At 57.0% G+C, this 26,762-nt stretch carries 26 protein-coding genes; 4 read left to right on the forward strand and 22 right to left on the reverse strand.

What is annotated here, in order from left to right; genetic code table 11:
* Positions 1-78 precede the first annotated feature (78 nt).
* From G482_RS0110825 to G482_RS0110845, 5 genes are all read right to left on the reverse strand, one after another.
* Positions 79-393, reverse strand: a complete 315-nt coding sequence (locus tag G482_RS0110825; protein ID WP_028450042.1) for an H-NS histone family protein — start codon at positions 391-393, stop codon at positions 79-81.
* Positions 394-482: 89 nt separating this feature from the next.
* The gene (locus G482_RS0110830; protein WP_028450043.1) at positions 483-1,826 is read right to left on the reverse strand and encodes a TolC family outer membrane protein; all 1,344 of its coding nucleotides are present in this window, start codon (positions 1,824-1,826) and stop codon (positions 483-485) included.
* Positions 1,827-1,871: 45 nt separating this feature from the next.
* On the reverse strand, positions 1,872-4,955 hold the full coding sequence (locus G482_RS0110835) for an efflux RND transporter permease subunit (RefSeq protein WP_028450044.1): 3,084 nt from the start codon (positions 4,953-4,955) through the stop codon (positions 1,872-1,874).
* The gene (locus tag G482_RS18315; RefSeq protein WP_051258941.1) at positions 4,948-6,054 is read right to left on the reverse strand and encodes an efflux RND transporter periplasmic adaptor subunit; all 1,107 of its coding nucleotides are present in this window, start codon (positions 6,052-6,054) and stop codon (positions 4,948-4,950) included. Before G482_RS18315 ends, G482_RS0110835 begins: the two co-directional genes overlap by 8 nt.
* 2 nt (positions 6,055-6,056) lie before the next feature.
* Entirely contained in the window at positions 6,057-6,686 is a 630-nt protein-coding gene (locus G482_RS0110845; RefSeq protein WP_028450045.1) for a TetR/AcrR family transcriptional regulator, read from the reverse strand.
* 179 nt (positions 6,687-6,865) lie between these two features.
* On the opposite strand from G482_RS0110845, the gene argB reads away from it, so the two are divergent.
* From argB to G482_RS0110860, 3 genes are all read left to right on the forward strand, one after another.
* Positions 6,866-7,744, forward strand: a complete 879-nt coding sequence (argB, locus tag G482_RS0110850; protein ID WP_028450046.1) for an acetylglutamate kinase — start codon at positions 6,866-6,868, stop codon at positions 7,742-7,744.
* 111 nt (positions 7,745-7,855) lie between these two features.
* The gene (locus tag G482_RS0110855) at positions 7,856-8,287 is read left to right on the forward strand and encodes a CBS domain-containing protein (protein WP_028450047.1); all 432 of its coding nucleotides are present in this window, start codon (positions 7,856-7,858) and stop codon (positions 8,285-8,287) included.
* A 54-nt stretch (positions 8,288-8,341) separates the two neighbouring features.
* Positions 8,342-8,989: a pyrimidine 5'-nucleotidase gene (locus G482_RS0110860; RefSeq protein ID WP_028450048.1), complete on the forward strand. Its 648-nt coding sequence runs from the start codon at positions 8,342-8,344 to the stop codon at positions 8,987-8,989.
* A 51-nt stretch (positions 8,990-9,040) separates the two neighbouring features.
* On the opposite strand, the gene G482_RS0110865 is transcribed toward G482_RS0110860, so the two are convergent.
* The 10 genes from G482_RS0110865 to G482_RS0110910 all read right to left on the reverse strand — a co-directional run bounded on the left by G482_RS0110865 (position 9,041) and on the right by G482_RS0110910 (position 20,341).
* Complete coding sequence (locus G482_RS0110865; RefSeq protein WP_028450049.1) at positions 9,041-10,093, reverse strand: porin; 1,053 nt, start codon at positions 10,091-10,093, stop codon at positions 9,041-9,043.
* Between the two features lie 214 nt (positions 10,094-10,307).
* Complete coding sequence (locus G482_RS0110870) at positions 10,308-12,200, reverse strand: potassium transporter Kup (protein ID WP_028450050.1); 1,893 nt, start codon at positions 12,198-12,200, stop codon at positions 10,308-10,310.
* Between the two features lie 106 nt (positions 12,201-12,306).
* On the reverse strand, positions 12,307-12,888 hold the full coding sequence (ampD, locus tag G482_RS0110875) for a 1,6-anhydro-N-acetylmuramyl-L-alanine amidase AmpD (RefSeq protein ID WP_028450051.1): 582 nt from the start codon (positions 12,886-12,888) through the stop codon (positions 12,307-12,309).
* A gap of 49 nt (positions 12,889-12,937) precedes the next feature.
* Positions 12,938-13,921 (reverse strand): phosphate/phosphite/phosphonate ABC transporter substrate-binding protein, encoded by a 984-nt coding sequence (gene phnD / locus G482_RS18320; protein ID WP_169721069.1) that lies wholly within the window; start codon positions 13,919-13,921, stop codon positions 12,938-12,940.
* A 124-nt stretch (positions 13,922-14,045) separates the two neighbouring features.
* A complete protein-coding gene (locus G482_RS0110885) occupies positions 14,046-15,422 on the reverse strand; it encodes a sigma-54-dependent transcriptional regulator (RefSeq protein ID WP_028450052.1) in 1,377 nt (458 codons plus the stop codon).
* A complete protein-coding gene (locus G482_RS0110890; protein ID WP_028450053.1) occupies positions 15,406-16,986 on the reverse strand; it encodes a sensor histidine kinase in 1,581 nt (526 codons plus the stop codon). The genes G482_RS0110885 and G482_RS0110890 overlap by 17 nt, the downstream gene beginning before the upstream one ends.
* Before the next feature lie 48 nt (positions 16,987-17,034).
* Positions 17,035-17,547 carry an RNA pyrophosphohydrolase gene (locus G482_RS0110895; protein ID WP_028450054.1) on the reverse strand — a complete coding sequence of 171 codons (513 nt, stop codon included), beginning with the start codon at positions 17,545-17,547 and terminating at the stop codon, positions 17,035-17,037.
* Positions 17,548-17,657: 110 nt separating this feature from the next.
* Positions 17,658-18,446, reverse strand: coding sequence for a fused MFS/spermidine synthase (locus G482_RS0110900; RefSeq protein WP_051258943.1), 789 nt, complete (start codon positions 18,444-18,446; stop codon positions 17,658-17,660).
* Positions 18,446-19,393 carry a tRNA 2-thiocytidine(32) synthetase TtcA gene (gene ttcA, locus G482_RS18325; RefSeq protein ID WP_051258989.1) on the reverse strand — a complete coding sequence of 316 codons (948 nt, stop codon included), beginning with the start codon at positions 19,391-19,393 and terminating at the stop codon, positions 18,446-18,448. Before ttcA ends, G482_RS0110900 begins: the two co-directional genes overlap by 1 nt.
* Positions 19,394-19,486: 93 nt before the next feature.
* Complete coding sequence (locus G482_RS0110910; RefSeq protein ID WP_028450056.1) at positions 19,487-20,341, reverse strand: NAD(P)/FAD-dependent oxidoreductase; 855 nt, start codon at positions 20,339-20,341, stop codon at positions 19,487-19,489.
* A gap of 149 nt (positions 20,342-20,490) precedes the next feature.
* Between G482_RS0110910 and G482_RS0110915 the strand changes: the two genes are divergently transcribed.
* Positions 20,491-21,654, forward strand: coding sequence for a class I SAM-dependent methyltransferase (locus tag G482_RS0110915; protein ID WP_034619516.1), 1,164 nt, complete (start codon positions 20,491-20,493; stop codon positions 21,652-21,654).
* 6 nt (positions 21,655-21,660) lie between these two features.
* Here G482_RS0110915 and G482_RS0110920 read toward each other — a convergent pair whose 3' ends face one another.
* From G482_RS0110920 to G482_RS19655, 7 genes are all read right to left on the reverse strand, one after another.
* Complete coding sequence (locus G482_RS0110920; protein ID WP_028450058.1) at positions 21,661-22,626, reverse strand: ABC transporter substrate-binding protein; 966 nt, start codon at positions 22,624-22,626, stop codon at positions 21,661-21,663.
* Complete coding sequence (locus tag G482_RS0110925) at positions 22,623-23,123, reverse strand: glycine cleavage system transcriptional repressor (RefSeq protein WP_028450059.1); 501 nt, start codon at positions 23,121-23,123, stop codon at positions 22,623-22,625. The genes G482_RS0110920 and G482_RS0110925 overlap by 4 nt, the downstream gene beginning before the upstream one ends.
* 201 nt (positions 23,124-23,324) lie before the next feature.
* Entirely contained in the window at positions 23,325-24,218 is an 894-nt protein-coding gene (locus G482_RS0110930; RefSeq protein WP_028450060.1) for a DUF6268 family outer membrane beta-barrel protein, read from the reverse strand.
* Positions 24,219-24,319: 101 nt separating this feature from the next.
* The gene (gene gspK, locus G482_RS0110935) at positions 24,320-25,267 is read right to left on the reverse strand and encodes a type II secretion system minor pseudopilin GspK (protein WP_169721071.1); all 948 of its coding nucleotides are present in this window, start codon (positions 25,265-25,267) and stop codon (positions 24,320-24,322) included.
* 17 nt (positions 25,268-25,284) lie between these two features.
* Positions 25,285-25,917, reverse strand: coding sequence for a type II secretion system minor pseudopilin GspJ (gene gspJ / locus G482_RS19650; RefSeq protein WP_028450062.1), 633 nt, complete (start codon positions 25,915-25,917; stop codon positions 25,285-25,287).
* Positions 25,898-26,263 (reverse strand): type II secretion system minor pseudopilin GspI, encoded by a 366-nt coding sequence (gspI, locus tag G482_RS0110945; protein WP_028450063.1) that lies wholly within the window; start codon positions 26,261-26,263, stop codon positions 25,898-25,900. The genes gspJ and gspI overlap by 20 nt, the downstream gene beginning before the upstream one ends.
* The gene (locus G482_RS19655; protein ID WP_028450064.1) at positions 26,260-26,757 is read right to left on the reverse strand and encodes a GspH/FimT family pseudopilin; all 498 of its coding nucleotides are present in this window, start codon (positions 26,755-26,757) and stop codon (positions 26,260-26,262) included. Before G482_RS19655 ends, gspI begins: the two co-directional genes overlap by 4 nt.
* Between the last annotated feature and the right edge of the window lie 5 nt (positions 26,758-26,762).

Raw genomic sequence — 26,762 nt, forward strand, 5'->3', positions numbered from 1 at the left:
TGGCAGCCCTATCTTAACGCGCCAGAACAAAAAGGGCAGCCTAAGCTGCCCTTTTCAGCATTGCCTGTGAACAGACAATTAGATGCGGATGCTATCCAGTGAGCCACCGTTGGCCAGCAGGTCGTGTACCCACTGTGGTTTACGGCCACGGCCGGTCCAAGTTTGGCTTGGATCAGCTGGATTAGCGTATTGAGCTTTAACGGCTTTTTTGGCGCCTTTTTTGCCGGCAACTTCACCGATCAATTCGGCAACGGTGAAACCACTTGCCGCGGCAGCGCTTTGCAATTGGCTCAGAATGCGCGCTTTTTCTTGCTCTTTACGACGTACCAGTTCAACTTCAACTTGACCGCGCAGTTCTACCAATTGCTGATAATCGAGGTTCGACAAATCCATGTTTTGCTCCAGAAAGACAGTTTTATACAGCTGACCTTTCAGATTATGCGGTGCGGTTTTCAATAATTCAAGTTAAGCGAATTAAAATATTAATTTTTTACCAGCCATTCATTCACGCCGATCAGGTCTTTTTCGCTTAATTCACCAGCGGCCGCGGCTAGTAGTAATCTGGCATAAAGGTAGCTGTAACGCGCCACCACCAGATCATAGCGGGTGGCATAATATTTTTGTTCGGCATTCAGCACATCAATTGTGGTGCGTACGCCCACTTCCCGGCCTAATTTACTGGAAGCCAGCAAACTTTCGCTGGATTTCAATACCTGCTGCAAGGCGCGAATTTGCGCGGCCCCGGCATTAACCCCCAAAAAGGATTGTTTGGTGGCTTGTTCGGCATCACGCTGAGTGGCCAGCAAATTATCTTTTTGTTCGTCTTTCTTGGCGGCCGCTTCACGCAGGCGTGATGAGCGGTCACCGCCGGTGAACAATGGAATCGACAATTGCAGTTTAATCGCGCCGCTGCTGGTTTGATCAGTCGCACCCGAGCGCGATAAACCCGAGCCCGTCCAATCATTGCCATAGCTGGCCACCAGATCCAGGGTTGGTGCGCTCAGCGCTTTATATTTATCGATTTCCCGCTCGGCAATTTCCAGCGCAATTTGCTGGCCTTGGGTATTGAGGCTATTGGTTTTGGCTTTATTCAGCCACACACTCAAATCATTTGGCTCCGGCGCCGCCGGTTGATGCTGATCGCCAATCCGAGCCAGCTGATCTGCGGGTAAACCGGTGAGCAGGCTAAAGGCGCTGGCTTTGACATCCAGATCATTTTTAGCCGCAATTTCTGCGGCCAGAATGCTGTCATAGCTCGCTTGCGCTTCATCGGTATCGGTAATGGTGGCCACACCGACTTCAAATGATTTTTTGGCCAGCGCCAATTGCTCGCTGACCGCCTGTTTTTGTGCCTGCGCGAGGGTTACTTTTTCTTGGGCGGCCAATAATTCGAAATACGCTTTCGAGACCCGCAAAATCAAATCCTGCTCGGCGGCGCGATATTGCACATCGGCCAGTGCGGTTTGTTTTTTTAATTGCTCAGCCGAAGCAAAGGCATCGGCACGATAAATCGGCTGGGCGGCGCTAATGCTATACCCATAAGTCTGGCCATCATTATCGGTATGCGGCGCAGTCGGCACAGTGCGGCCCGGCTGATATTCGCTATGCGCATAGGCGGTATTACCGCTCAGCGTCACTTTAGGCAATAACAGCGCCTGACCTTGGTTGGCTTTTTCCTGGCCAGCAATTTGCGCATTGCGGGCGGCGGAAATACGCGCATCAAATTGCGCCGCCGATTGCCAAGCCTGTAGCAAATCTGTCGACCACGCGCTGGTATGGAGCGAAAACAGCCCCATGGCGAGGAGCAGGGGTTTGAATTTCATCATTGCAAGTCTTCCTTATCAGATAGCACTTAACGCAGCGGCGGCGTTTCAGGTTGACGCCGGTGGCGGTTGTAAACGGAACCAGGCGGCATACAAGGCCGGCAGCACCAGCAAAGTCAGGACGGTGGCGACAAACAGCCCGCCCATAATGGCAATTGCCATCGGCCCCCAGAAAGTGTCGCGAGTGAGCGGGATCATCGCCAGAATCGCGGCCAAAGCGGTCAGCATAATCGGGCGAAAGCGGCGCACGGCCGAATCAATCACCGCATCCCAGGGCGTTGAGCCGGCGGCAATATCCTGCTCGATCTGATCCATCAGAATCACCGAATTGCGCATAATCATCCCCGACAGCGCAATCACCCCCAACGTAGCCACAAAGCCAAATGGCGCACGGAAGATCAGCAAAGCCAGCGTAACGCCGATCATGCCCAACGGCGCAGTGAGTAAGACCATGATCATGCGCTGAATACTCTGCAGCTGCAGCATCAGCAATGTCATCACCACGATCAGCATCAGTGGCATCACGGCCGCGATCGAATCTTGCGAGATTTTCGAGGCCTCCAGCGTGCCGCCCGCTTCGATGTGGTAGCCCACCGGTAATTTCGCTTCAATCGCCTGCATTTTGGGCAACAAGGCCATCGAAATATCTGGCGCCTGCGCGCCCATCACATCCGCCCGCACCGTGAGCGCCGGTACGCGATTGCGCCGCCAGATAATGCTCTCTTCGTTTTCCAGCGACAGTTTGGCCAGTTGCGACAAAGGCACGCTGCGCCCGCTCGGCAAGGCAATCGGCAGGTTTTGCAGGAAATCGAGCTGGGTGCGCTCGGCGTCTTCCAGCCGGCTCACCACATCGATCAGCAAGTTGTCTTCGCGCAATTGCGTTGCGGTCACACCGGAGATGGCCATTTGCAGCGTTTGCGCTAATTGCTGGCTGGTGAGGCCCAACTGGCGCAACTTGTCTTGGTCAATATTGAGCCGAACCACTTTCACCTGCTCGCCCCAGTCGGTATGCACCTGCCGCAGATTAGGGTGCGCGCGCATCACGGCGGCGACTTCTTCGGCGGTGCGTTTGAGCAGCGCTTCGTCCGCACCAATAATCCGAAACTGCACCGGATACCCCACTGGCGGGCCATTTTCCAGTCGCGTGACGCGGCCACGGACATTCGGGTAATCATTCGCAAACAGGGTGTTAATCCGTTTCAGTACGTTTTCGCGCACATGTTCGTCTTTGGTCATGACCGTGAGCTGGCCAAAATTAATATTCGGCATTTGCTCATCCAGCGGCATGTAATAGCGCGGCGAGCCCACCCCCACATAGCTGGTAACCGAAGCGACATCGGGGTCTTTCAGCAATACCGCCTCGATTTTTTTCACTTCATGTTCGGTCGCGGCAAATGACGCCGTATAGGGCAGCCATAAGTCGACCATCAGTTCTGGCCGGCTGGAGGCCGGGAAAAACTGCTTGGGCACTGCCACGGCAAACAGCCCGACCGACAGCACAAATGCCCCAAGGGTGAGCGCCAAGGTGGTTTTACGGTAAGTGAGGCACCAAGTCACCGCGGCGCGAAAACGCTGGTAGAACTTGCCGTTGTGCGGATTCGGCGCGCCAGCTTCGTGCTGCCCATGCGGATGCTCCGGCAAGAGGTGATAACCCAGATACGGCGTAAACAGCACCGCCACCACCCAGGAAATAATCAGCGCCAGCCCCACCACGGCAAAAATCGAGAAGGTATATTCACCCGCGTTAGATTTAGCAAGGCCTACCGGCAGAAACCCCGCCGCCGTAATCAGCGTACCGGTCAGCATCGGGAAGGCGGTGGAGGTATAGGCAAATGTGGCGGCGCGGAATTTATCCCAGCCCTCTTCGAGCTTGAGCGCCATCATCTCCACGGCAATAATCGCGTCATCCACCAATAAGCCCAGTGCGATTACCAGCGCGCCCAGCGAAATGCGCTGCAGTTCGAGATTAAAGACTTTCATGCACAGGAAAGTCAGCGCCAACACCAGCGGAATCGATAACGCCACCACAATCCCGGTGCGCCAGCCCAGCGAGAGAAAGCTCACCGCCAGTACAATCACCACTGCTTCCAGCAGCGAATGCATAAAGATCTTCACCGCGTGCTTCACCACCGCCGGTTGATCCGAGACCGCATGAAACTCGATGCCGACCGGTAAATCCTGCCGCACTTTGGCCAGCGTCGCGTCGATTTGCTCGCCCATCGCCAACACATTGCCGCCGGCTTTCATCGAAATACCCAGCCCGATCGCATCCTGACCGGCAAAGCGCATTTTGGTGGTGGCCGGATTGATACTGGCACGGAAGACCTGCGCCACATCGCCCACTTTAAAGGTGCGTTCGTTCAGGGTGATCGGTGTGTTTTTGATGGTATCTACGGCATCAAACCCGCCCGAAACCCGCACAAACACCCGCTCTTCGCGCCCTTCCACCGTCCCCGCGGCACTCACGGTATTGGTGGCCGCCAAGACCTGATTAATCTGAAATGGCGTTACCCCCAGCGTGGCGAGTTTGCTGCTGTTGTACTGCACATAGATTTTTTCGTCTTGCGTACCGATCAGCACCACCTTATTCACATCATGAATGCGCAAGATTTCGGTGCGCACCTTTTCGACGTATTTTTTCAGCTCGGCCGGCGTAAACCCATCGGCGGTAAAGGCATACAAGCTGCCATAGGTTTCACCAAATTCATCATTAAAAAACGGCCCCACCACTCCTTGCGGTAAATTGCCCTTGATGTCGTTGACGCGCTTACGCACCTGATACCAGGCATCGTTCACCTCTTTGCCGCGCACTTTTTCGTACAGCATGATGGTGATCAATGCCTCGCCGGCGCGCGAATAGCTCTTGGTGTAATCGATGTAGCCAATGCCCTGTAGCGATTCTTCCAGCCGGTCCGTCACCTGCCGCTCCACTTCCGAGGCCGAGGCGCCCGGCCAGAAGGCGCGCACCACCATGGCCTTAAAAGTAAATTCCGGGTCTTCTTTTTGCCCCAGTTGGGTGTAGGCCAGAACCCCAGCCAACGACAGCACCGCCATCAGATACAGCACCAGCGACTGATGCTTGAGGGCCCAGGCGGATAAATTAAAGCCTTGCGCGGCTTCCGGCTTAGTCATGGCGCGCCTCCTTGGCTGACGTGGCGAGCACACGCACGGCTTGCCCTTCGCGCAGCAGATGCGCACCAGCCGTTACCACCACCGCGCCGGGCTGAATACCGCTCACCTGCGCACTTTCACCGGCCATTTCCAGCACTTTGACCGGGGTGCTTTTCACGGTCGCCGTACCCTCTTTCGCCGCGCTCACCAACCAGACGCGCTGCTGCTGTTCACGGCCAAACACGGCAGTTAACGGCAGCGAGACACTAGGTATAGGCTGGGAAGCATTCTGCTGATTGACTTTCAGCGTCATACCCAGCTTGATTTGCTCGTTCGCCGGTAAAGTCACTTTCACTCGATAGGTGCGGGTTAAGGCATCGGCCGCCGGCGCTACTTCGCGGATCGTACCGGTCAGATTAAGCTGCTCATTCGCCCACAAGCTGACATTCACGCTTTGCCCAACTTTCCAGGCTTTTACCTTGCCTTCCGGCACATCAATGACCGCTTCGCGCTCACCATCTTTGGCCAGCAACACCACCGGCTGGCCAGCGGACACCACGGCGCCGGGCTCAACCTGTGTGGCGGTCACCACGCCTGAAACATCGGCCAATAGCTGCGCGTAGCTGCTCTGGTTTTGCGCCAACTGCGCTTGCGAGCGGGCTTGCTCAAATTGCTGGCGCGCGGCGGTCAGCAAGGTTTGGCGTTTATCCACTTCGGCTTGGCTGACGAATTTTTGCGCCAATAGATCTTTGGCTCGGCTGTAATCGAGCTCGGCTTGCGCGAGCTGCGCCTTCGCCGATTCCAGTTGCGCCCGTGCCGCATCGGCCGAAAGCCGCACATCGCCCGGATCGAGGCTAGCCAGCACCTGGCCGGCTTTCACGCTATCGCCGACATTCACCGGCCGGCTATTGAGCTTGCCGCCAATCCGAAAGCCCATCGGTACGGTATGCCTAGCTTTGACTTCACCGCTATACACCTCCCCCACCGAATGCGCCTCTTTGGCACTAACCGTGAGCGTGCGCACGGGGCGAATTTCCGGCTTGGTTTCCACCGGCTTCTGGCAGCCAGCCATCGTTAGGGTAAGAGCGCCAAACAGCACAGCGAGTAGAGGGCGGTTCATGGTTAGCCTTTGCGTTGCAGCAGTCCAGTTAACAGAATATCCAGAATCGTTTGCAAATAACGTTTCGGATCGAATTGTTCAGGTAAACAGTGCAGCGAATGCTGCGAGATCATCGCCATAATCACCGGCGAACTAATAATGTGCGGCGCGTAATCCAGATCAACCGCGGCAAACTCGCCCCGCTCGATCCCAAGCTGCAACACCCGGCGGATCAGCGCATTGCCCGGCTGCACATAGCCTTCGCGGTACAGGGCCAGCACATCGGGGAAATTACCGCCTTCGGCTAGCATCAGCTTGGGCATGGCCGATAATTGCTCTGCGCCCAGTTGCGTCCACCAGAAATGCATCAACTCAACAAACAAATCGCGAATCGAGCCTTGCCAGCGATTGACGATATCATCCCCTTGCGAGATTTGCGGCAGCAGCAATTCGCGGATGACCGATTTGAAAATTTCTTCTTTATTGGCGAAATACAGATAGGGAGTACCCCGCGTAACGCCGGCGGCGCGGGCAATGTCTTCGATTTTGGTGGCGGCATAGCCTTTCTCAACAAATAAAGACAAAGCCGCCACAAGGATTTCCTGTGGGCGAGCTTCTTTACGGCGAGTCCAGCGTTTGAGCGGGCAGTTCATAACCGGCAATAAATAAATGAACGTTCATTTATTATGTGCTTCGAGTATGTCAACGTCAAGCATGCTCAGCACGCCAATCAGCGTATAAAAATGCACTGCAAATTGCGCAAAAACGGCTAATGCGCCCGGTGTTCTGCGGTACAATCGCCGCACTCTTTCATCTGCCGCCGGAGCGAGCCATGAGCGACATTACCGCCCAAACCAAAGCCGAAATTCTCTCTGAAGCCCTGCCGTATATTCAGCGCTTTTTCGATAAAACCATCGTGATTAAATACGGTGGCAACGCGATGATCGACGAAGAACTGAAAGAAGGTTTTGCTTCGGATGTTGTGCTGCTCAAACTGGTGGGCATGAATCCGGTGGTGGTGCATGGCGGCGGCCCGCAAATTAATGACCTACTCGACCGGATTGGCAAAAAAGGCGAATTCATCCAAGGGATGCGCGTCACCGATGCGGAAACCATGGATGTGGTCGAGATGGTATTGGGGGGCCATGTAAATAAAGAGATCGTGTCGCTGATCAATAAACACGGCGGCAAGGCCATTGGTCTCACCGGGCAAGACAGCCACTTCATCCGCGCGCGCAAAATGATGCTGAAAAACGAAGCCGGCGAAGAAACCGTCGACATCGGCCAAGTGGGTGAAATTGAGAAAATCGACCCGGCCATCGTGCAGCATTTGGATGCCGCCGATTTTATTCCGGTCATTGCCCCGATCGGCGTCGATAGCAGCGGCGAAAGCCTGAATATCAATGCCGATTTGGTGGCCGGCAAGCTGGCAGAAGTGCTGAAAGCCGAAAAACTCATTCTGATGACCAATACCCCGGGCGTCTTGGATAAAGAAGGCACCTTACTCACCAAGCTGACTGCACGTCGAATTGATGAGCTGTTTGCGGACGGCACAATTTCGGGCGGCATGCTGCCGAAAATCGGCTCGGCGCTCGATGCCGCCAAGAGCGGTGTAAATTCGGTCCACATCATTGATGGCCGGGTCAAACACGCCCTGCTGCTGGAAGTACTGACCGAGCAAGGTGTGGGCACGATGATCCGCGCGAAGTAACAAATCACAGCACTGCAACAAGGTCGGCCAGCCCCGCTGCGCCGGCCTTTTTTCTTGCCTATTCAAGGCAGCCAACTACATTGGTAATACCCAAACGCACGGGAGCCACCAATGAAAACAGCACGACAATTACTGGATCAAAAAAGCGGTGAACAGCTGATCTCTGTCTCACCCAACGCCACGGTGTATCAGGCCTTGCAGGTAATGGCCGAACACAATATTGGCGCCATTTTGGTGATGGATGGCGCAAAACTGGTCGGGATTTTTTCCGAACGCGACTATGCGCGCAAAGTAGTGCTGATGGGCAAAACGTCTGCCGGCACCCCGATCTCGGAAATCATGACGCACAAGCTATTGTGCGTCCCACTGAATGCCAATGTGGATGACTGCCTGGGGCTGATGACCGAAAAACGCATCCGCCACTTGCCCGTACTGGATGGCGATCGGGTGATGGGGATATTGTCGATTGGCGATCTAGTTCGCGAGAAAATTGCCGATCAAGAATTCGTGATTGGGCAGATGACCCATTACATCTACGGCTAAGCGCCGCACAAATGCGTACAATGGCTGGCCGTGTGCCAGCCTTTTTTCTGCTCAATGCGCCCTTTGCACTGGATTTTTGATCTCGACAATACCCTCCACATCGCCAGCCGCCATGCCTTCCCGGTGATTGACCGGGCGATGACACAGTGGCTGCAACAGCAATTGGCGATCGACCATCACACAGCGAACCATCTCAGGGTGAGCTATTGGCAACGTTATGGTGCGACTTTACTAGGTTTGCGTCGTCACCACCCCGAGCTTAATCCGCACACTTTTCTGCGAGCCTGTCACCCCTTTGCTGAGTTAGGGATGGCACTGCACCCAATGCCCCGCTTACGCTCTACCTTATTACAGCTGGCTGGTAATAAATACCTGTTTACCAATGGTCCGGCCGAGTATGGCCGCTGGATGCTCGGGCAATTGGGTATCGCCGATCTATTTACCGGCATTGCCGGGATTGATACGGTAGGCTTACGCCCCAAACCACAGCGCTTGGCGTTTTTGCAAATGAGTCGGCATTTTGCTGTGCCGCTACGCGATTGCATCATGGTTGAAGACAGCATCGATAATCTGCAGATGGCTCGTCGCTTGGGCATGCACACGGTCTGGCTGAGCCCTGGCCGACAGCGTCACCCCGCCGCGCAGCATCAGATTCGCCATCTACATCAACTGACTCAACTTAACGCTCGGTTGATGCGATAAAAAAAGGGGGCCAAGCCCCCTTTTTTGCGTCTGCAGTCTAAGCCGACAAGCTTAGAAGAATGATTTCAGACCCACCATCACGCGTGAAGTGTTTTGACCGGCTTTACCGCTGTAGTCAAAGGCATTGTCGGCCGCGCCAATGGCAGAGTTCGCTTCATTTTCCACATAACGACCTTCCACAAAGGCGAGGTTGTTTTTGTTCAGCGAGTAGTTGTAACGGGCTACGTACGCCTGGGCACCTGAATCGCCTTGTTTAGCACCATTCAGTGATACATCGTCCAGTTTGGCGTAGCTCAGATAAACCGCGTGTTTATCTTGTTTGTAGCTCGCTTGTGCCAACCATTGGCCTTGTTCCATTTTGGCGTTACCTGGGTCAAACATATTGTGTTTGTAACCCGCGGTGAAGCCCAGGCCGTTTTGCAGCTCATAGCGTGCACCCGCGTAGTAAGTTTCGGTATCGAATGTTTGGGTCGCAGAAGCGCTACCCACGGTCAGATCATCCGTAACGCCATCACGTTTCTGGTAAGTACCGTCCAGTTGCAAGCCAGCCAGTTTGTACTTGGCAGCCACGTCATAGGTTTTACCTGAGCCGTTACCGTCGTCGTTGTAGTCTTTAAAGCCAAACGCCGCACCCGCCGAGAAGCCTTTCAGCTCAGGGGTGTCATAACGCACGATATTGTTAATCCGCGTAGCTTGGCCCAGGCCATAGTCACCCGCCAACCAGCTCAGACCGGTATCAGTAAACAGCGCATCTTGTGCGTCATAGCTTGGTGTCATCAAGCGGCCCATACGAGCAGTACCGAAATCACCTTGCAGACCGACATAAGCATCTTTCACGCTCACCCAGTCATCCAGTTTGCTGCCGCCGCTGCTGTTATTTACGCCAGCCGACAAGCGCCAGATGATCGATGATGGAATCGCATCAATTTTGTGCGTACCGTCAAACGACAGAGTGCCGTCCAGATAAACGCCGTCTTTATTATCGCTACCACGATCATCCAGTTTGACCCCACCGGTCACATCACCAGAGATAGTCACGTCGGCTTGCGCAAAACCGGCAGCCAGCGCCAGGGAAATAACGAGAGCAGTTGTTTTGATTTTCATGCTGATTGCCTCCACTACACTTTGAAAAATCCAGCGGTGCTGGACAGATGCCTCGCAGTGTATGCGGCAGCTCAACTTGGCTCGCGGCACAAAATCACAGCCATTTGGTGTATTTTTGCCATGCCGCTGGCCTTGAAATCTGGCTCAGATGGCCGAAAAAAAAGCAGTCGACACCACGCCGACTGCTTCTTCACCATGCAAATTCAAGGACTTATTACAACTCGACCTGCATCCCCATCTCCACCACCCGATTCGGCGGGATTTTGAAGAAGTTGGTCACCCGCGTGGCGTTGCGGCTCATCAAACTAAACAAACGCCGGCGCCACCAGCTCATTGACGGGTATTTGGCCTCCACAATTGTCTCGCGCGACAGGAAAAACGACGTATTCATATCATCAAATGCCAGCTCGGGCTGCAGCTGCGTTACCTGCTGCAATACCAGCGGCACATTCGGCTCTTCTTTAAAACCAAACGTCGCGATTACCTGGTAGAAAGTTTGCCCCAGTTTGCGTACCACCACTCGCTCGCGGCTGGGCACAAAGGGAATATCGTCGGTCTGAATCGTCAGAAACACCACCTGCTCATGCAGCACTTTGTTGTGCTTCAGATTATGCAGCAGGGCATGCGGCACCGAATCGGAGCTAGCAGTCATAAAGATCGACAAGCCTTCTACACGCTGCGGCGGGCAGGCTTCCAAGCTTTCGACAAAACCGGGCAAGGGCATTTCGCCCTCACGCAGTTTGGCCGACAGCATCTTGCGGCCTTGTTTCCAAGTCATCATCAGCGTAAAGGCGATCAAGCCCAGCATCAGTGGGAACCAGCCGCCCTCATGCAGCTTCAGGATATTGGCCGAGAAGAACGCAAGATCAATAAGCAGCAAGAAAGATAAAACAGCCCAGTACAGATACTTTTTCTGCCCTTGTAGATAATGCCCAGCCACATAAAACGCGAGCAAGGTCGTCATGACCATGGTGCAGGTCACCGCAAAACCATAGGCGGCAGCGAGATTACTAGAAGTGCGGAAACTCAAAATCAGGATAATGACAGACACCAACAAGAACCAGTTCACCCCGGGGATATAGATCTGCCCCATTTCCCGCTCGGAAGTATGCTGAATATCCATCCGTGGGCAAAAACCCAGTTGTACCGCCTGATTAGCCACCGAGAAGGCCCCGGAAATCACCGCTTGTGAGGCAATGACAGTCGCCATGGTCGCCAAGACCACTAGCGGCAATTGGGCCCAGCTTGGTGCAAGCAGGTAGAACGGATTCTTGATTGCTTCGGGGTTAGAGATCAGTAGAGCGCCTTGACCAAAATAATTCAACACCAAGGCCGGTAGCACCAGCAAACACCAGGCATAGCGGATCGCCGGCCGGCCAAAGTGCCCCATATCGGCATACAGTGCTTCAACCCCGGTCAGACACAAGACAACGGCCCCCAGCAGCACGAAGGCCACCCACGGATGGGCTAGAAAAAACTGTACGGCATACCAAGGATTCACCGCGGCCAGCACTTGCGGTGCTTGCACGATATTAATCACCCCCAGCAGGGCCAGCACGCCAAACCAGGTCAGCATAATCGGGCCGAATAGCTTACCCACCAGGGCCGTGCCGCGTGACTGCATGGCGAACAGTCCAATCATAATCGCAATTGCGACCGGTAGAATGTAGGGTTCTAGAGTATGGGAAACGAGGCTAATCCCCTCGAGGGCGGACAGCACCGAAATCGCGGGTGTAATAATGCTCTCGCCGGAAAACAGGGCGGCGCCGAATATACCGAGCACGGCCAATCTGAACGCGGTGGTTTTGCGATCCCCCGCCGCACGCAAGGCCAAGGCCATCAGCGCTAGAATCCCCCCCTCGCCGCGATTGTCGGCCTGCAAAATGATGCTGACGTATTTCAAGGTCACGACCAGCATCAGGCCCCAGAAAATCAGGGACAAAATACCCAGTACATTAAACGCATTCAGCGCGAGAGGAACGTGGCCGTTAAAGCATTCTTTTAGCGTGTAGAGCGGGCTAGTGCCAATATCGCCATACACCACACCGATGGCGCCGACCACAAGGCCAGCTAGCTTTTTAGGATCACGGCTATCTGGGTGAGACATGATGATTCAATCGTCCAAAGCGGGAAGCGGATTATATGCCTGTGGGCGGCTAAATGCATGATTTGGCGGCATTCGTTGCGGCAATGCACCAAAGCAGCGCGCTATTTCATTCGTTGCCAGCCGGGCGTAATTTCATCCGCTGAGCCTGCAATTGTAGCCAGTCAAAATAGGGGCCTGGGTCGGTCTTGCGCGCCGGTGCGATGTCTTGGTGCCCCACCAGATGCGCAATCGGATACCGCAGCTGCAAGGCATCGACTAGTTGCTGCAATACCCCGTACTGTATTGACTCAAAAGCCACATAATCCGAGCCTTCCAGCTCTATACCCACCGAAAAATCATTACAGCGCTCCCGCCCTGCCCAGCTGGATATGCCGGCGTGCCAGGCGCGCTCAGCACAAGACACAAACTGGATCAGCTCGCCATTCCGGCGGATCAGAAAATGCGCCGAAACGCGCAACTGCGCCAGCTCGAGATAAGCGGGGTGGGCTAAGGGATTAAGGCTATTGGTAAACAGCCGCTCGATATCATCCCCGGCAAATTCGCGCGTACCCGGCGGTTGCGGTGGCAGGTGGATATTGTGGATCACAATCATATCCACCGGCTGGCTGCGCGCGTCGCAATTCGGGCTAGGCACCCGGCGCGCGCCGGCGCACCAGCCTTGGGCATCGATCAGATAAGAAATCGGCATAACAGGATGGCCACACAATGATTCGCCAGCCATCCTACTCTGCCACGGCTTAGCGCGCACCCCCCAACAGGGCGATCAATTGCTCATGCCGGCGGTAAAAAGCTTTTTCCTGCACTTCTTTTTGCGCTTGGCTCAAAGCGGTATTCAGCGTGGTGCTAAATTGCGCATAAAACAGCTCAACTTCGGCAATGCGCTTCAAATCGCGATTGGCCAGTGGCTTAAAGCCGGCCAGGCTATCAGCGGCGGCCAGATTGGCTTTGGCATTCGGGTATTGCGGATTGGTGGCGTATTGCAAAAAGAAGCTGCTAATGGCTTGTTTGAGCTCAGCCGGTAAGGTGCGGCGCATCACCAGCGGGTCAAAATTAAATGCATCCGATTGCCAGATCACTTTGATTTTGGCCGACTCTTGCGGGAATTTGCGCGCAAATTTGACCAGATCATCGGTATTGTTGGCGGCAACATCCACTTCACCGCGGGCGACAGCCAGGAAATTATCCTGATGATTACCATAGCGCACCGCTTTGAAGTGCTGCTCCACCACGATATTGTTTTTCAGAAAGGCATAGTACTGCGGCAACAGAAAACCGGAGGTCGATTTGCGATCGCCACTGCCGTAGCGATAGCGGCCTTTGCTCAAAAGAACCTGCTGCAAATCCTTAATGCCGCTGTCTTTACGGGTGATCAGCACCGAGGAGTATTTATCGATGCCACCGGCCAGCACGAGTTGGCCAAATACATCGACATTCGCAGTTTCAACCGCTTCGAGCGCCACTTTATTCCCGAGCCGCGCTACTTGAATCTGGCCCGACTTCAGGCCATCCAGAATTTCGCTATAGTTTTTGGCGGCCACCGCTTTCACGGGCCGGCCGGTGGCTTTGGCCAGGTCATCCAGCACTGGCTGCCAAGCCGCCACCGCTTCGGCTGCCTCGCCATGGGCGATCAGGCCCACGGTGAGGGTCGGCGCGGCCGATGCTCCGCTCAACCATACCGACAACATCCCGCCCAACACCCACCACCGTACCGACTTCAACATGACTAATCCGCGCAAAAGCTTACAAAAGGCGCGGATCATACCGTATTGATTGCGCAGGATAAGTAACCAGTCTTACAAACTACCGCCAGCGGTTGATCGCAGTAGACAAGTGGTACGCATCGCCTTATTCATCACACTCCTGCGCAATCCCCAGCCGATCTAGCCGATAGCGCATGCTGCGAAAAGTAATCCCCAATAATTTGGCGGCCTGAGTGCGGTTGAAATTGGTTTTCGCCAGCGCCGCCAGCAGCGCTGCTTTTTCCACCCGATCCAGATAATCCTGCAGCGGATAGGTTTCCCCCAAATCGGCGGCCTGCGCGGCGGCCTCGGTGGCAACGGGATCAGAAAGATGCAGATCTTCGGCGGTAATGTGCTCGCCATCGCTGAGCGCCAGCGCGCGCTCCAGCAGGTTTTCCAGCTCGCGCACATTGCCGGGAAAATCATAGCGGCGCAGCGCTTGTAGGGCATCGGGCTGCAATTGCGGCGTATCCATATTGTGCCGCTGCGCCAGCTTGGCCAGCACCGCTCGCGCAATCAGCAAGATATCGTCACCCATTTCGCGCAGCGGTGGCATTTTGAGCTCAATCACATTCAGGCGGTAATACAAATCCTGCCGAAACTTACCAGCCTCAACGCATTTGGCTAAATTCTGGTGGGTGGCCGAGATAATCCGGACATCGACATCGACTTCCGCCACACCGCCCACCTGCCGCACCTTGCGCTCCTGAATAGCGCGTAACAGTTTTACCTGCATCGCCAGCGGCAGATCGGCCACCTCATCCAGAAATAAAGTCCCGCCATGGGCGGCCTGAAAAAAACCTGCCCGGTCTTCGTTGGCGCCGGTAAACGCGCCTTTGCGGTAGCCGAAAAACTCACTTTCCATCAGCGTTTCTGGTATCGCGCCACAGTTCACGGCCACAAAGGGCTGCTCGCTGCGGCTGGATTTGGCGTGAATCAACCGCGCCGCCCGCTCTTTCCCCGAACCTGATTCACCGGTGATGTACACCGGCGCCTGATTGCGGGCGAGCTTTTCAATCAGCCCTTGCACATGCAGCATCGCTGGCGATTGCCCAAGCAGCGGATTATCGCCGCTGGGCACGGTCACGGCGGGCTCTGGCGCATCAAGCTTTAAGGCCGATTTCACCAGGGTGCGCAGCTGCTCCAGCGCCACCGGCTTGGCCAGATAATCAAAAGCGCCGGCCTTCAAGGCGGCAATCGCATTATTGGTACTGCCATAGGCGGTGAGGATGGCAATGGGGACATCGAGCTTGCGCGCCTGAATATGCTGCACCAGCTCCAGCCCTTCGCCGTCCTGCATGCGCATATCCGAAAGACACAGATCAAAGCGCTGGCTATCCAATAGCCCTTTGGCCACCTGCACGCCATTGGCTTTGACGACATCCAGCCCCATTTTCAGCAGCGTGAGTTCCAGTAGATCTGCCAGATCAACTTCATCATCCACCACCAAGACACGGGGCAAGCTTTTAGATTTTCTGGCCATCGGTATATCCAAAGACAATGCGGAAACACGCCCCACCCTGCGGAGGCGACAGATATTCAAGCAAGGCACCATTCGCGGCGCAAATTTCGCGCGCAATATACAGCCCCAAGCCCGTGCCTTTACTTTCCGTGGTAAAGAAAGGCTCAAATAATTGCGACTGAGCGTCTGGTGGCACCGGCGGCCCATCGTTGAGCACATCCAGCACCCAGAATTCATGCTGCCGAGTTACCAGCAACTTTAGACTACCCGGCTGCTGAGTACAGTAACGCCAACCATTGCGGGCCAGATTCCACAGCACTTGCTGCAAGTGTCCGGAATCAAAGCGCACCAGCACTTGCGGCTCGCACTCAATTTGCAAGGCCTGCACGCCGGCTTCTTGCAAGATGAATTCTTCGTTGAAGGTGTCTAGCCATTCGGCGAGCTTGATATCTTGCCGCTTGACCCGATCACGGCGGTTGAGCTCCAGCACATCTTTCACCATCCGCTCTAGCCGCTGGCTGTTGTCATTGATAATGCGGGTCAGTTTTTGCAACAGCGGATTATCCGCCTCTTCCTGCATCAGCTGCGCGGCATGGGTAATTGCGCCCAGCGGGTTGCGGATTTCATGGGCCAAATTGGCAGTGAGCCGCCCCAAGGCAGCGAGTTTGAGCTGCTGGGCTTCACGGCGAAGCCGGGCCATATCTTCCAGATAAATCAGCACACTGCCGTTACCGCCCTCGTTCAGCGGCACAAAGCGGGCCCGCAAGGTATTACGGCCATCGGCTGTTTGTACCAGCTCGGCCGACACCCCGGGCTGGGCACGCCAGCGCAACAAGGGGCCGGCGAGCTCCGGCACATCCGCCGCCAGTGATGAGCCCAGCGCCGGCCGCAAGCCGGTGAGACGCACGGCCTGTTCGTTATATTGGCGAATGGTTTCATTCTCATCCACCACAAACACGCCATCGGATACATCCTGCAAAATCCGCTCATTCACCTGAGCGAGATTGGCCAAATCCACGCTACGCTGTTCAGCCAAGGCGCGGTTTTCTTCGGCGTAGCGCGATAAGCGAAACGCCAGCCACGCCACGGCAAAGGAGGCCACACACAAGAGCGCAGTCGGCATTGAAGCCCAGTCTTCCCCGCTTTGGGTCAGATTGGCCCACAACATCTGGAGCAACAGTGCAATACTGGCGACCGAAGCATGAAACAGCGTCATCCGCCCACGCGCAATCAGGCCGGCGGCAGCGAGATAAGGCAGCAGCAAAATCCCCAGTCCGCTCTTTACCCCGCCGCCCAGATGCATCAGGCTCACAATAATCAGGACATCGACCGTGACCTGACAAGAGAGCTGCAGATCAAAACTGGGCCAGCGCTTGGCAATCCCGGCGGTAAACAACAAGGCGAAAATGGTATAGCCGCCCAAGAGCATAGCGGCATCAACGGGATTGGCCAGCTCATTGACCGGCGAGCGGGCAAAGAAAAACATCCCCGCCAACAAGCCAATGATGGTCAGCAAGCGGAAAACGTTGAAAAAGGCCAGCGAGCGCCATAAAGCCTCGCTAACCTGACGAGCGACTAAATCCATGAATGACCGGCAGAAAAAACGGGCGACCGTGGCCACCCGTTATTGTGTTTAATTGCTGATATGACTACCCAGATTGGGCGGCGTCAGAGTCTGGCCAATGTAATGCGCCAGCTCTCCCAACGCAGCTTCATACACCCCCCGCTTGAAATCAATCACGGCCTCCAGCGGTGACCAGTATTCATTCCAGCGCCAAGCGTCAAACTCGGGGTGTGCGGTCTTGCGCAGGCAGACATCCGAATCTCTGCCCACCAAGCGCAGCAGAAACCAGATTTGCTTTTGACCTTTGTAGGTACCACGCCACTCACGGCGCACCCAGTTGGTCGGCACATCATATTTCACCCAATCCCGCGTGCGGCCGACAATCTCGACATGCTCGGGCAACAGGCCAACTTCTTCGGCCAGTTCACGATACATGGCTTGTTCAGGAGTTTCCCCCTGCTTGATGCCGCCCTGCGGAAACTGCCAGGAGTGCTCGCGCACCCGTTTTCCCCAAAACACTTGGTTCTGGCGATTGAGGATGATGATGCCGACGTTTGGCCGATAGCCATCACGGTCGAGCATAAAACTACCTATTTCAGAATTTCGTTGATTACCTTAATTTTTTCACATCCCGGCCATCTTGCAAACCATTTCCTGCGTTTGCGCCATTAGCCATGCGGGCAAGCGGCGGCCTAGATGAACAGCCGGCGATCATTATGCGGATTCATCCGCGCAAGATCGCTGACAAACTCACCAAATTCGAGCCCATACTGGCTTTCCAGCTTTTTCGCCCGTTCAGCCAAGCGCTCCCACTGTGGGCTGTTTTGACCACGTTTAAAGGCAAACGCAATCACATTGCCCTTTTGCCGCGCGGGCAAGCACAGCAGGCGGCCATCAAAAAGCTCGCCAATCTGGGCACAATATTGCTCGAATTTGCGGTCGATACTCCACAAATTCACGGCCAGCACACCGTTGTCGGTGAGCTTATCGCGGCAAGCCTGGAAAAAATCGGCATTGGCCAGCGGCGCGGCGATGCCAGTGGACGAATACGCGTCCATCACAATGCAATCAACCGAATCATCGGCCATGCCATAGACATGGGCCGCGCCATCAGCGGCCAACACGCTCAGGCGCTCATCATCGGGCGGCAGATAAAACATGCTGCGCGCCACGTTAATCACCTGCTGATGCAGCTCGACGCAGGTCAGGCGCGTGCTGGGCAGGTATTCATGCACCCACTTGGCAATCGAACCGCCACCCAGGCCAATCAGCAACATGTCTTTGGGCGGCTCCACAAACAGCAAGCTGGCAAACACGCAGCGCGAATACGCCAGCAGCAACTCATTGGGCGCGCTGATTTTCATCGCGCTCTGGGTGTCATCCTGACCGAAATGCAGTTTGCGCACGCCGCCTTCTTCGGACACATCAATCACAATGTCGTCGTCATTGGCTTTAGAAAACCGTTTGGAGCGAAACAGCATCAGTCGTCACTCCCGCATGCGCTGGCTGCAGGTTTGCTGGCCAGAATCGAAATCCGTGCGGGATCGGCAAATTCTTCTTTATCAAAGGCTTTGTCGCCATCAGCCCGCGCCACGCCATCGGCTTTCGCGTGGACAAAATCGTAGATTTTCGGGTCATTCAGATGCGAAGGCACCACATTGCAGGTGGCCGCGAACATATTTTCCAGCCGGCCCGGAAAACGTTTATCCCAGTCGCGCAACATATCGCCCACCACTTGGCGCTGCAGATTCGGCTGACTGCCGCACAAATTGCACGGAATAATCGGGAATTCTTTCGCAATGGCGTATTTTTCGATGTCTTTTTCTTTGCAATAGGCCAGCGGGCGAATCACCATATGCTTGCCATCGTCCGACACCAGTTTCGGCGGCATGCCTTTGAGCTTGCCACCGTAAAACATATTCAGAAACAGCGTGGCCAAGATGTCGTCGCGGTGGTGACCCAAGGCAATTTTGGTCGCGCCCAGCTCGTCGGCCACGCGGTACAAAATGCCGCGGCGCAGGCGTGAACACAGGCTACAGGTGGTTTTGCCCGGCTCGATCACCCGCTTCACAATCGAATAGGTGTCTTCCTCAACGATTTTGTATTCCACGCCCAGCTGGCTGAGGTATTCAGGCAGCACATGCTCGGGAAAGCCGGGCTGTTTCTGATCCAGATTCACCGCCACAATCGAAAAATTGATCGGCGCCGATTTTTGCAGGCCGAGCAAAATATCCAGCATGGTGTAGCTGTCTTTGCCGCCCGAGAGGCAAACCATCACCCGGTCGCCATCCTCGATCATATTGAAATCGTTGATCGCATCGCCCACATGGTGGCGCAAGCGTTTGGCGAGTTTGTTGAAGTTATATTGCTGTTTTTTCGCAGCTTCAGCGGCCTCGTCGAGCGCCGCCGTGACAGTGTTTTCGGTCATGACAAAAGCGCGCGGGGCCGCCGATTGCACGCAATCTGCCAGCCCCGCGATAGATGATTGAATTGTTTCGGATTTTACCTGAAAAGGCCTAGGCTAGGCTAGCTGACGATCCAGCTGTTTCGCCAGCTGCGCCGCCTGCCCCTGCGCCAGCAAGAGGTTGGGGTCGGGGTTTTCGCGCATATCGCCAATCATATCCACCCCCGCCGCCAAGCCCGCCCCAGACGCACCGCGCAGGGCGGGGAACTCGGCCAAAATCGCCGGTGGCCGATAGCCGTAATACACGGCCACCGCCGCATACACGGGCTGGCCAGCCAGCTGCGGCAGGCACAGCCCAGTCGGCGCATCAGCCAATTCATCTACCGGGGTATAGGGCTGCAAACTAATACCCGCATGGCTTGCAGCCTGATACATCGCCTTAGAAGCGCGAAACGCCCCGCGGGTATACACGGTCACCACGCAGCCTCGCGCATGCAGCAGTAAAGCATGCTCCAGTGCATTGTCGCCGCCGCCCAAGATCGCCACTGCGTCACCGGCCTGCAAGTGCGCCAGCTGCATCAGACCCGGCCCCACAATCAGCCTCGGGTGCGGGGCAAATGGCGCGTAGGGCGCCACCCCGCAGGCCAGCACCACCCGTTGTGCGGCCCAGCTTTCGCCGGTGCTCAGCGTGCCCCGCCACCCGCCAGTTGGGCTGGGTGCAATGCTGGCCAGCGTGGTGTGCGAGCGGCAATGCTCGGTGGGCACTTGCGCCAGCAGGCGGGCGACATAATCGCGCCCGCTAATGTCGGCAAAGCCCGGCACCCATTTGAGCGGATAGTCGCTCTCGCGCAGGCACCCGCCCAGCTCACCGCGCTCCAGCAGCAGCCAGCGCCGCTCTAGCCCGCTAAGCCATTGCGCGAGCGTGAGGCCGGCAATCCCGCCACCGACAATCAGCACTTCCACCTGCACCATGGCCAAAACCCATCCCTCAATTTCTACACAATGCGGTGACCTCAACCACCGCTACTGATCAGTATTGTGCCGCAGCGGCCGGCTGGCGGCCAGCGGCGCAGTGGGCGAGCATGCTAAAATCCACGTTTTTGCCTCGACCCGCTTTGATCATGCGCCAACAGGAAGCCCAGCTCCCCGCCCCTTCTGCCGAAGCACTGGCCAGCAGCCAGCAGCTACTGGCCCATATCGCCACCCAGATCACCGCCGCTGGCGGCTGGATTTCCTTTGCCGACTATATGCGGCTGGCGCTGTACAGCCCGGGGCTCGGCTACTACACCGGTGGCGCGGCCAAATTTGGCACGGCAGGCGATTTTATTACCGCTCCGGGGCTTTCGCCGCTGTTTGGCGGAGCCCTCGCCCACACCATCAGCCATGTGCTGGCCGAGGCCGGCGGTACTGTGCTGGAAATCGGCGCGGGCACCGGGCAGCTGGCGGCGCAAATTCTGGCTGAGCTGGAACGGCTGGAACAACTGCCGGCGCAATACGCCATTCTGGAGCTCTCGGCCGAGCTGCAAGAGCGCCAGCTCGCTACCCTGCGCACGCTGGTGCCGCATCTGGCCGAGCGAGTGGTGTGGCTGGAGCGCCTGCCGGCCGAATTCACCGGCGTGATGGTGGGCAATGAAGTACTCGATGCCATGCCCTGCGAAGTCATGCAGCTGGTCGATGGTGTCTGGCAGCGGCGCGGTGTGTGCCTGACTGACGGTCAACTCAGCTGGGCCAACCGGCCGTGCCAAGATCCGGTCTTGCTAGCGCACTGCGCACGCTGGCCGCAAATTGACGGCTATTGCAGCGAAATCCAGCTCGAAGCGCAGGGTTTTATCCGCGCGCTGGGGCAAAGCCTGCAGCGTGGACTGATTCTGATGCTGGATTATGGTTTTCCGGCTGGCGAGTTTTATCACCCCGAGCGGCGCATGGGCACACTGATTGGCCACTATCGCCATCACACCGTGCATGATCCTTTCTTTCATCCCGGGCTGACTGATCTCACCTGCCATGTGGATTTTTCTGCGATGTATACCGCTGCAGACCAAGCGGGGCTTGCGCTAGACGGCTATACCTCCCAGGCTAGCTATCTGATTGATTGCGGCATTCTGGAGCAAGCCCGCCAGCTCGATAGCAAATCGGTGGAATATCTGCGCACCGCCGCCGCGCTGCAAAAGCTGCTGGGGCATGCGGAAATGGGCGAATTATTCAAAGCGATTGCGTTTTCACGCGGCCTGAGTGGCCCCACCGCACCGGGCTTTCGCCAGCAAGATCGCTCCGGCGAGCTGTAAGCGGGCTTAGGGCAGCCAGCTGATGCGCTGGCGCAAGGCGGGGCTTACCCGCAGTTTCCAGCGCTCAGCCTGCGCGCGGCTGAGCATCACGCGCCCGGCGGCACTCGGGCGTATAGCTTGCACTTGATTGGGCACCAGCAACCACGCGCGCGCCATGCTGCCGGCAATCGCGCCTTGTTCAAAGCCGGTGATCACCACCCCGCCGGCGGCGGCATCGCGGCCAATTTGAAAATCCCAAAACCCAAATAGCGGTAATTTGCTATTGCCAGCCGTCCATTGCATCACCTGCCGCGCATCCACATGCGCCATGTCTTGATCGATCAGCGCCTGATACGTGCCAATCAGCACGGCATCGTAAACCCCTTCGGCGGCTTTGATGGCGTTTTTCCATTGCTCGAAGGTGCGACACATCTGCACTTCAACGCCTTTTTCATTCAGCGCCAGCAGATCATTGCGCAAGATCTCGGCCGAGCGATCAGAATCGAGCAGCACCAGCCAGCGCTTGCCGTGCGGCAGCAGCTCACGCACAAGGCTAAAACTTGCGCGATATTGCGGGCGCTCCAACACCCCGCTGATCGTAGGGGGTAATTGGTTTTTGCTGAAATAACTGGCGGGGTCAGCGTTAATGCCCAGGAAAATCGTCGGCACTTTCATTACCCCCAGCTTGGGCCCCATCAGCGCTAGCGCCGCATCGTCGCCCAAAATCACCACCTTGGGGCGCTGGGTTTGGATGCTGGCCAGCGCCCGCTGGGCTTGCTCGAGGTGTTCATCCGTCGGTAGGCGTTTGGTATCGAGAAATAAAAACTCCAGCTCGGCCACGCCATCCAGTTTGCTTTTAATGCCTTGCAAATAGTCGTGATCCCAGCTGTTTTCGGGGTGATAGCTCTCCACTACGGTGACCAGTGGCTGGGCCTGAACCGGCAGCAGCGCACTCAGGCAGCAAGCAGCGGCGAGCCAACCCCGCCAGTTCATGCCACCCACTCCACCATCAGGTCGTCAGCAATCGCTTCCAGCGCTAGACGCACAGTCGCCAGCTCGACCTGCACCGGCGCCGATAGCTCGGCGCGAGCATGAAACATCACATCGCCACTCATTGGCGCGCTTTCCAGCCAGGTAGTGAGTTTTTCCACATTCACCTGTTGGCGGGCCAGGATGCTGGCCACTTCTTTCACGATCCCAATCCGGTCATGCCCCACCAGATGCAGCCCAAATTGCTGCACAGGCGCGGTGTCGGCTTCCTGATCCAGCACCGCACTCACCGCCAGATCGGGCAAGGCCTGCACAGCCGCCAGCAGCGTGGCGCCATCGCCCTCTACCGCTACTTTGACGATGCCGGCAAACTGACCGGCCAGCCGGGCAAATGAAGACTCCAGCCAATTGCCGCCCTGCGCCGAAATCAGCGCCGCCAGTTGCTCGACCAAGCCGGGTTTATCTTGCCCCAGCGCCGAAAGAATCAGTACCGTTTTCATGCCTCAACCTCGTTTGCAAGCCAATACGGCCGGTTTGGCCGTGACTGCATTTCAGCATAGTTCGTGTTCACGCCCTATTGAGCGATAGATGGCTGTTGTTTTTGCGTAAGCCCAGTAATCGGCGTAAAAAAACCCGCCGTAGCGGGTTTAGATTGATGCCCCCCACTCGCGTAGCGAGGCTCCCCTGAGGGAGGGGCGGGCTTAGAAGCGGCCTGACACTGAAATCGCGGCAAATGGCATCGCGTCGTGCTTTTCCTTGCTGATTTCCTGCCCTTGGGCGTTGTCGATGATGATCTCACCGGCCATGGCGGCACCCACGTGCAGATCTAGCGCAAATTCGCGGCTAAATTGATAACCCGCACGAACAAACACCGGCACACTGTTTTGCTCAACCCGACCACCGGCAGCCACGGCGTTTTTCTGTGCCAGCCGATGCTCGAAACTACGCCAAGTGCCGCCCACGCCCAGTTCAAATTTTGGGTTCACTTTGTAGCTCAGCTCCAGCCCAGCCGGGCCGGCCGGGCCGCTGGCCAAGGGGTTGCCCAGATGCCAGTTTTCATTGATTTGCCAATTCACCACCACAAACGGGAAGACGCTCGCGTCATCTAAGCCAGTCCAGGCGCTCACCCCCACGCCGAGCAAAAGGCCAGGCTGCAGCATTTTGGCCGCAAAAGCGGTGGCGCCGTAACTGAGGCTATCGCTGGTTTTGGCTTCTGATTCGCCGGCGTAGCTCACGCCGGTGTCAAAGTTATACATCCAGCCACTTTGGCTCATGTAGGTGTAATTGAGTGCCAGATTAAAGCGATGCAGGGTTTCAAATGGCGTTTTGCCGCCCCAAGCGGTGGGGTGATCAAACGACCAATTCTGGCGGCCGGCGCCAAAGCTCAGGCCCACCTGGCGCTGCGCGTCCAGTGCCTTGGTGTAGGCAAAATCGGCGGTCATCCAGGTGCCGCTGGCTTTACCGCCCGAATCCAGATTGAAATCGCCGATCAGCACCGGGGTCAGGCTGTAATTCAGGGTGCTGCCATCGGCGGCGTGCGCGGCGCCGGTCGCAGCCAGCGTCAGGGCCAAGGCGCGCAAAGCGGTTTTGAACATATCAATGCCTCCAGATTAATCGTTGCGCGCAGTTTAACCCGTTGGCGTGTCAGTGGCGAGTCAAGCTAGGTTGGATTAGCACGGTGGCTGCGCTAAGCGACTCACAAGGGCCCGTATTCGCGGCGCAACCAATGCACGGTGGGCATTTCATTCTGGCCGCGATCAAGCAAGGCGCGGTGCTGCAAAAACACCACGCCAAAGCGGGCGCCCAGATCAGCCCAGAAATAATCGCTTTTCACCGCCAGCCGTTCGCGCGGCACATCGGCTTGCTGATTCACCGGCAAGGCGGCCACAAATTCATCCACACTATTGAAGTATTGGCTGCGACGCTTGGCCAGCACTTGCTCAGCGCCAGATACCCCCAGTTTGGGCAGCCACGCGGCCAGCACTTCGGCGCTGGCGAAATTCACATTTAGCGTGCTATTGCCGGGCAGGGTCACCATATAGGGCGCGAGCTGGCGCACGATGGCCTCGCTGTAGCCGGGCACGCTTTGCAAATCATTCAGCTCCAGCCACGGCACCAGCTCGCCCGAACCGGCCGCGCTGGCGGGGGCTGAGGCTGGCTGCGACGCACTGGATGGATTGGCGGCGCCAGCCGTCCGTGGGCGCCGCCGCTCTTGCCAGGCCGTTTGCAGGCTATCGGCCAGATTGGCCGGCAGGCCCAGATTAGCCAGCAGCGCCCGATAGGCAGCCAGCGCGGCGGGGTCGAATTCGCCATTGCTGCTGCGCAAGTTATTTAGATTAAAGCGGCCATTCAGTTCGGTCAGCCGGCCGCTAAGGCCACCGTTTTCGATTTTGATTTCCGGAATCGGCACCGCCCACGGTTTGCGCTGATGATCAGGCTGGCCCAGCCGCGCATCATCGCGCAAAGTCAGGCGCACCAGCTGCAAGACCGACCACGTGGCCGCGCGCGCTTCGGCCGTGTCTTTGCGAATTTCCAGCTGCTGCAAGGCCCGCTGCTGGCGCAACATCAATAGCCCGGCCACCGAGGCCACCAGCGCGGCCACCATCAGCGCGGCGATAATCGCCACCCCGCTTTGCCGAGACATTACCCCACGCAGCCGCATCATGGCACCAGAAAAATCCGTTCGTAATCGCCCGCCCGCTGGGCCAGCCCCAGCCGCACGCGAATCGCACGCGGTTTGCTGGCACTGCGCCAGCTGTTTTGCCACTGATTTTGCGCATCGAGATACGCCCATTCACAGCGGGTAAGATTGCTGAGCATGGTGTAGCGGCGCGGCACATCCTCGCGCACCACATCGGGCCGCGGGTACAGCCAGAGCAGCAGGCGATCGCCCTGACACTGATACACCCCATGCAAGGGCGCGCGCTGCGCATCAAAACGCACAAATTCCAGCCCCACGCCCGGCGTATTGGCGACCGCCTCCACCGATTGCAGTGGCAACTGCCAGCTTGCCGCTGCATCGCGCCATGGGCGTGGCGCCAGCTGAGCCAGATCGGCCTCGATGCGCTCGAAGGCCAGCGTGAGCTCGCGCCAATAGCGCGTTTCATCAATCACGGCGGTGCGGGTATCCACCAGCATATTCACGCCGCGATAGGTGATTAAACTCAGAATGGCAAAAATCGTCAGCGCCACCAGCACTTCCAGCAGCGTAAAGCCACGCATACCCTGCCGGCGTATGGCCGTGCAAGGCTGGCTGGAAAAGGCCCCGCCGGCATTACTGGGTGCGCGTGGCATAGTACACCTGCGTGGAAAGCACATGCGTGGGCGCAGCGGCGGCCAGGATTTGTAATTCCACCCGCCGGAAGCTGTAATTCGGCGTGGGGCTGACATTCATGCGGTAGATAAAAGTTTCTCCGCCCTGCTGCACGCGGCCTTCGGTCGCGCCGGTTTCCGGGTAGGCGCGCTGGGCCAATTGTTCGTTAATCAGATTGCTGGCCACCCAGCTGGCCAGCGTGCGGGTGCGGTAATCGATCAGCAAATCGGTGCTGCCGATCACGAGCTTGGCCGCGGCCGCCAGCGTAATGCCCAGCACCGCCAGCGCCACCAGCACTTCAATCAGGGTAAAACCGCGCGCTTTCATGGCTCTGCCACCGCGGCGGCGCTGGCCACGCCGATGCGCCCCATCACATCACCACTGATGCGCAGGCTATCGCTGCCCGCGCGCAGCTCGATTTCGAAGGGCTCGATCACGCCATCGCTAGGCAGCAGCACCCGTTCGCCCAGCGGGCGATTTTGCTGATTCACCCGGTAGCCGGCGATCTGCACGCCTTCGGGCAGGCGAGTATTGCGCAGGCCTTCGCTACTGAGCGGCTCCCATTCCTGGCGCTCGTTCTGCCACCAGAATTGATAGGCCGCGCCATCGCTCGAAAAGCCAATCAGCCGGCCTTTGGCCATTGCTTCATCGCGCGCGGTATCCAGTTGCAGCACCAGCTTATCCGCGGCCTCGGCCAAGCCCGAGCCACGCTGAAACTGAAAAACCGTCATGCTGGTGGCGATCAGGATAATCGCCGTCACCACCAGAATTTCCAGCAAGGTAAAGCCCTGCTGGCCACGAAAAGCGCTTGGGTTGTGCATCAAAT

The sequence above is a fragment of the Chitinibacter tainanensis DSM 15459 genome (assembly GCF_000429785.1).
Taxonomy (GTDB): domain Bacteria; phylum Pseudomonadota; class Gammaproteobacteria; order Burkholderiales; family Chitinibacteraceae; genus Chitinibacter; species Chitinibacter tainanensis.

Excerpts from the sequence above, each read along its gene's own strand:
- G482_RS18315 (WP_051258941.1), bottom strand. The coding sequence starts at position 6,054 with ATGAACCGCCCTCTACTCGCTGTGCTGTTTGGCGCTCTTACCCTAACG.
- G482_RS0110925 (WP_028450059.1), bottom strand. The coding sequence starts at position 23,123 with ATGAAAACGGTACTGATTCTTTCGGCGCTGGGGCAAGATAAACCCGGC.
- G482_RS0110835 (WP_028450044.1), bottom strand. The coding sequence starts at position 4,955 with ATGACTAAGCCGGAAGCCGCGCAAGGCTTTAATTTATCCGCCTGGGCC.
- G482_RS0110825 (WP_028450042.1), bottom strand. The coding sequence starts at position 393 with ATGGATTTGTCGAACCTCGATTATCAGCAATTGGTAGAACTGCGCGGT.
- G482_RS0110885 (WP_028450052.1), bottom strand. The coding sequence starts at position 15,422 with ATGGCCAGAAAATCTAAAAGCTTGCCCCGTGTCTTGGTGGTGGATGAT.
- gspI (WP_028450063.1), bottom strand. The coding sequence starts at position 26,263 with ATGAAAGCGCGCGGTTTTACCCTGATTGAAGTGCTGGTGGCGCTGGCG.
- G482_RS0110890 (WP_028450053.1), bottom strand. The coding sequence starts at position 16,986 with ATGGATTTAGTCGCTCGTCAGGTTAGCGAGGCTTTATGGCGCTCGCTG.
- G482_RS19655 (WP_028450064.1), bottom strand. The coding sequence starts at position 26,757 with ATGCACAACCCAAGCGCTTTTCGTGGCCAGCAGGGCTTTACCTTGCTG.
- G482_RS0110860 (WP_028450048.1), top strand. The coding sequence starts at position 8,342 with ATGCGCCCTTTGCACTGGATTTTTGATCTCGACAATACCCTCCACATC.
- argB (WP_028450046.1), top strand. The coding sequence starts at position 6,866 with ATGAGCGACATTACCGCCCAAACCAAAGCCGAAATTCTCTCTGAAGCC.
- G482_RS0110910 (WP_028450056.1), bottom strand. The coding sequence starts at position 20,341 with ATGGTGCAGGTGGAAGTGCTGATTGTCGGTGGCGGGATTGCCGGCCTC.
- G482_RS0110930 (WP_028450060.1), bottom strand. The coding sequence starts at position 24,218 with ATGTTCAAAACCGCTTTGCGCGCCTTGGCCCTGACGCTGGCTGCGACC.
- G482_RS0110855 (WP_028450047.1), top strand. The coding sequence starts at position 7,856 with ATGAAAACAGCACGACAATTACTGGATCAAAAAAGCGGTGAACAGCTG.
- G482_RS0110915 (WP_034619516.1), top strand. The coding sequence starts at position 20,491 with ATGCGCCAACAGGAAGCCCAGCTCCCCGCCCCTTCTGCCGAAGCACTG.
- G482_RS0110865 (WP_028450049.1), bottom strand. The coding sequence starts at position 10,093 with ATGAAAATCAAAACAACTGCTCTCGTTATTTCCCTGGCGCTGGCTGCC.
- gspK (WP_169721071.1), bottom strand. The coding sequence starts at position 25,267 with ATGTCTCGGCAAAGCGGGGTGGCGATTATCGCCGCGCTGATGGTGGCC.
- G482_RS0110895 (WP_028450054.1), bottom strand. The coding sequence starts at position 17,547 with ATGCTCGACCGTGATGGCTATCGGCCAAACGTCGGCATCATCATCCTC.
- G482_RS0110920 (WP_028450058.1), bottom strand. The coding sequence starts at position 22,626 with ATGAACTGGCGGGGTTGGCTCGCCGCTGCTTGCTGCCTGAGTGCGCTG.
- phnD (WP_169721069.1), bottom strand. The coding sequence starts at position 13,921 with ATGTTGAAGTCGGTACGGTGGTGGGTGTTGGGCGGGATGTTGTCGGTA.
- G482_RS0110830 (WP_028450043.1), bottom strand. The coding sequence starts at position 1,826 with ATGATGAAATTCAAACCCCTGCTCCTCGCCATGGGGCTGTTTTCGCTC.
- gspJ (WP_028450062.1), bottom strand. The coding sequence starts at position 25,917 with ATGCCACGCGCACCCAGTAATGCCGGCGGGGCCTTTTCCAGCCAGCCT.
- G482_RS0110900 (WP_051258943.1), bottom strand. The coding sequence starts at position 18,446 with ATGCTGTTTCGCTCCAAACGGTTTTCTAAAGCCAATGACGACGACATT.
- ampD (WP_028450051.1), bottom strand. The coding sequence starts at position 12,888 with ATGCCGATTTCTTATCTGATCGATGCCCAAGGCTGGTGCGCCGGCGCG.
- G482_RS0110845 (WP_028450045.1), bottom strand. The coding sequence starts at position 6,686 with ATGAACTGCCCGCTCAAACGCTGGACTCGCCGTAAAGAAGCTCGCCCA.
- G482_RS0110870 (WP_028450050.1), bottom strand. The coding sequence starts at position 12,200 with ATGTCTCACCCAGATAGCCGTGATCCTAAAAAGCTAGCTGGCCTTGTG.
- ttcA (WP_051258989.1), bottom strand. The coding sequence starts at position 19,393 with ATGACCGAAAACACTGTCACGGCGGCGCTCGACGAGGCCGCTGAAGCT.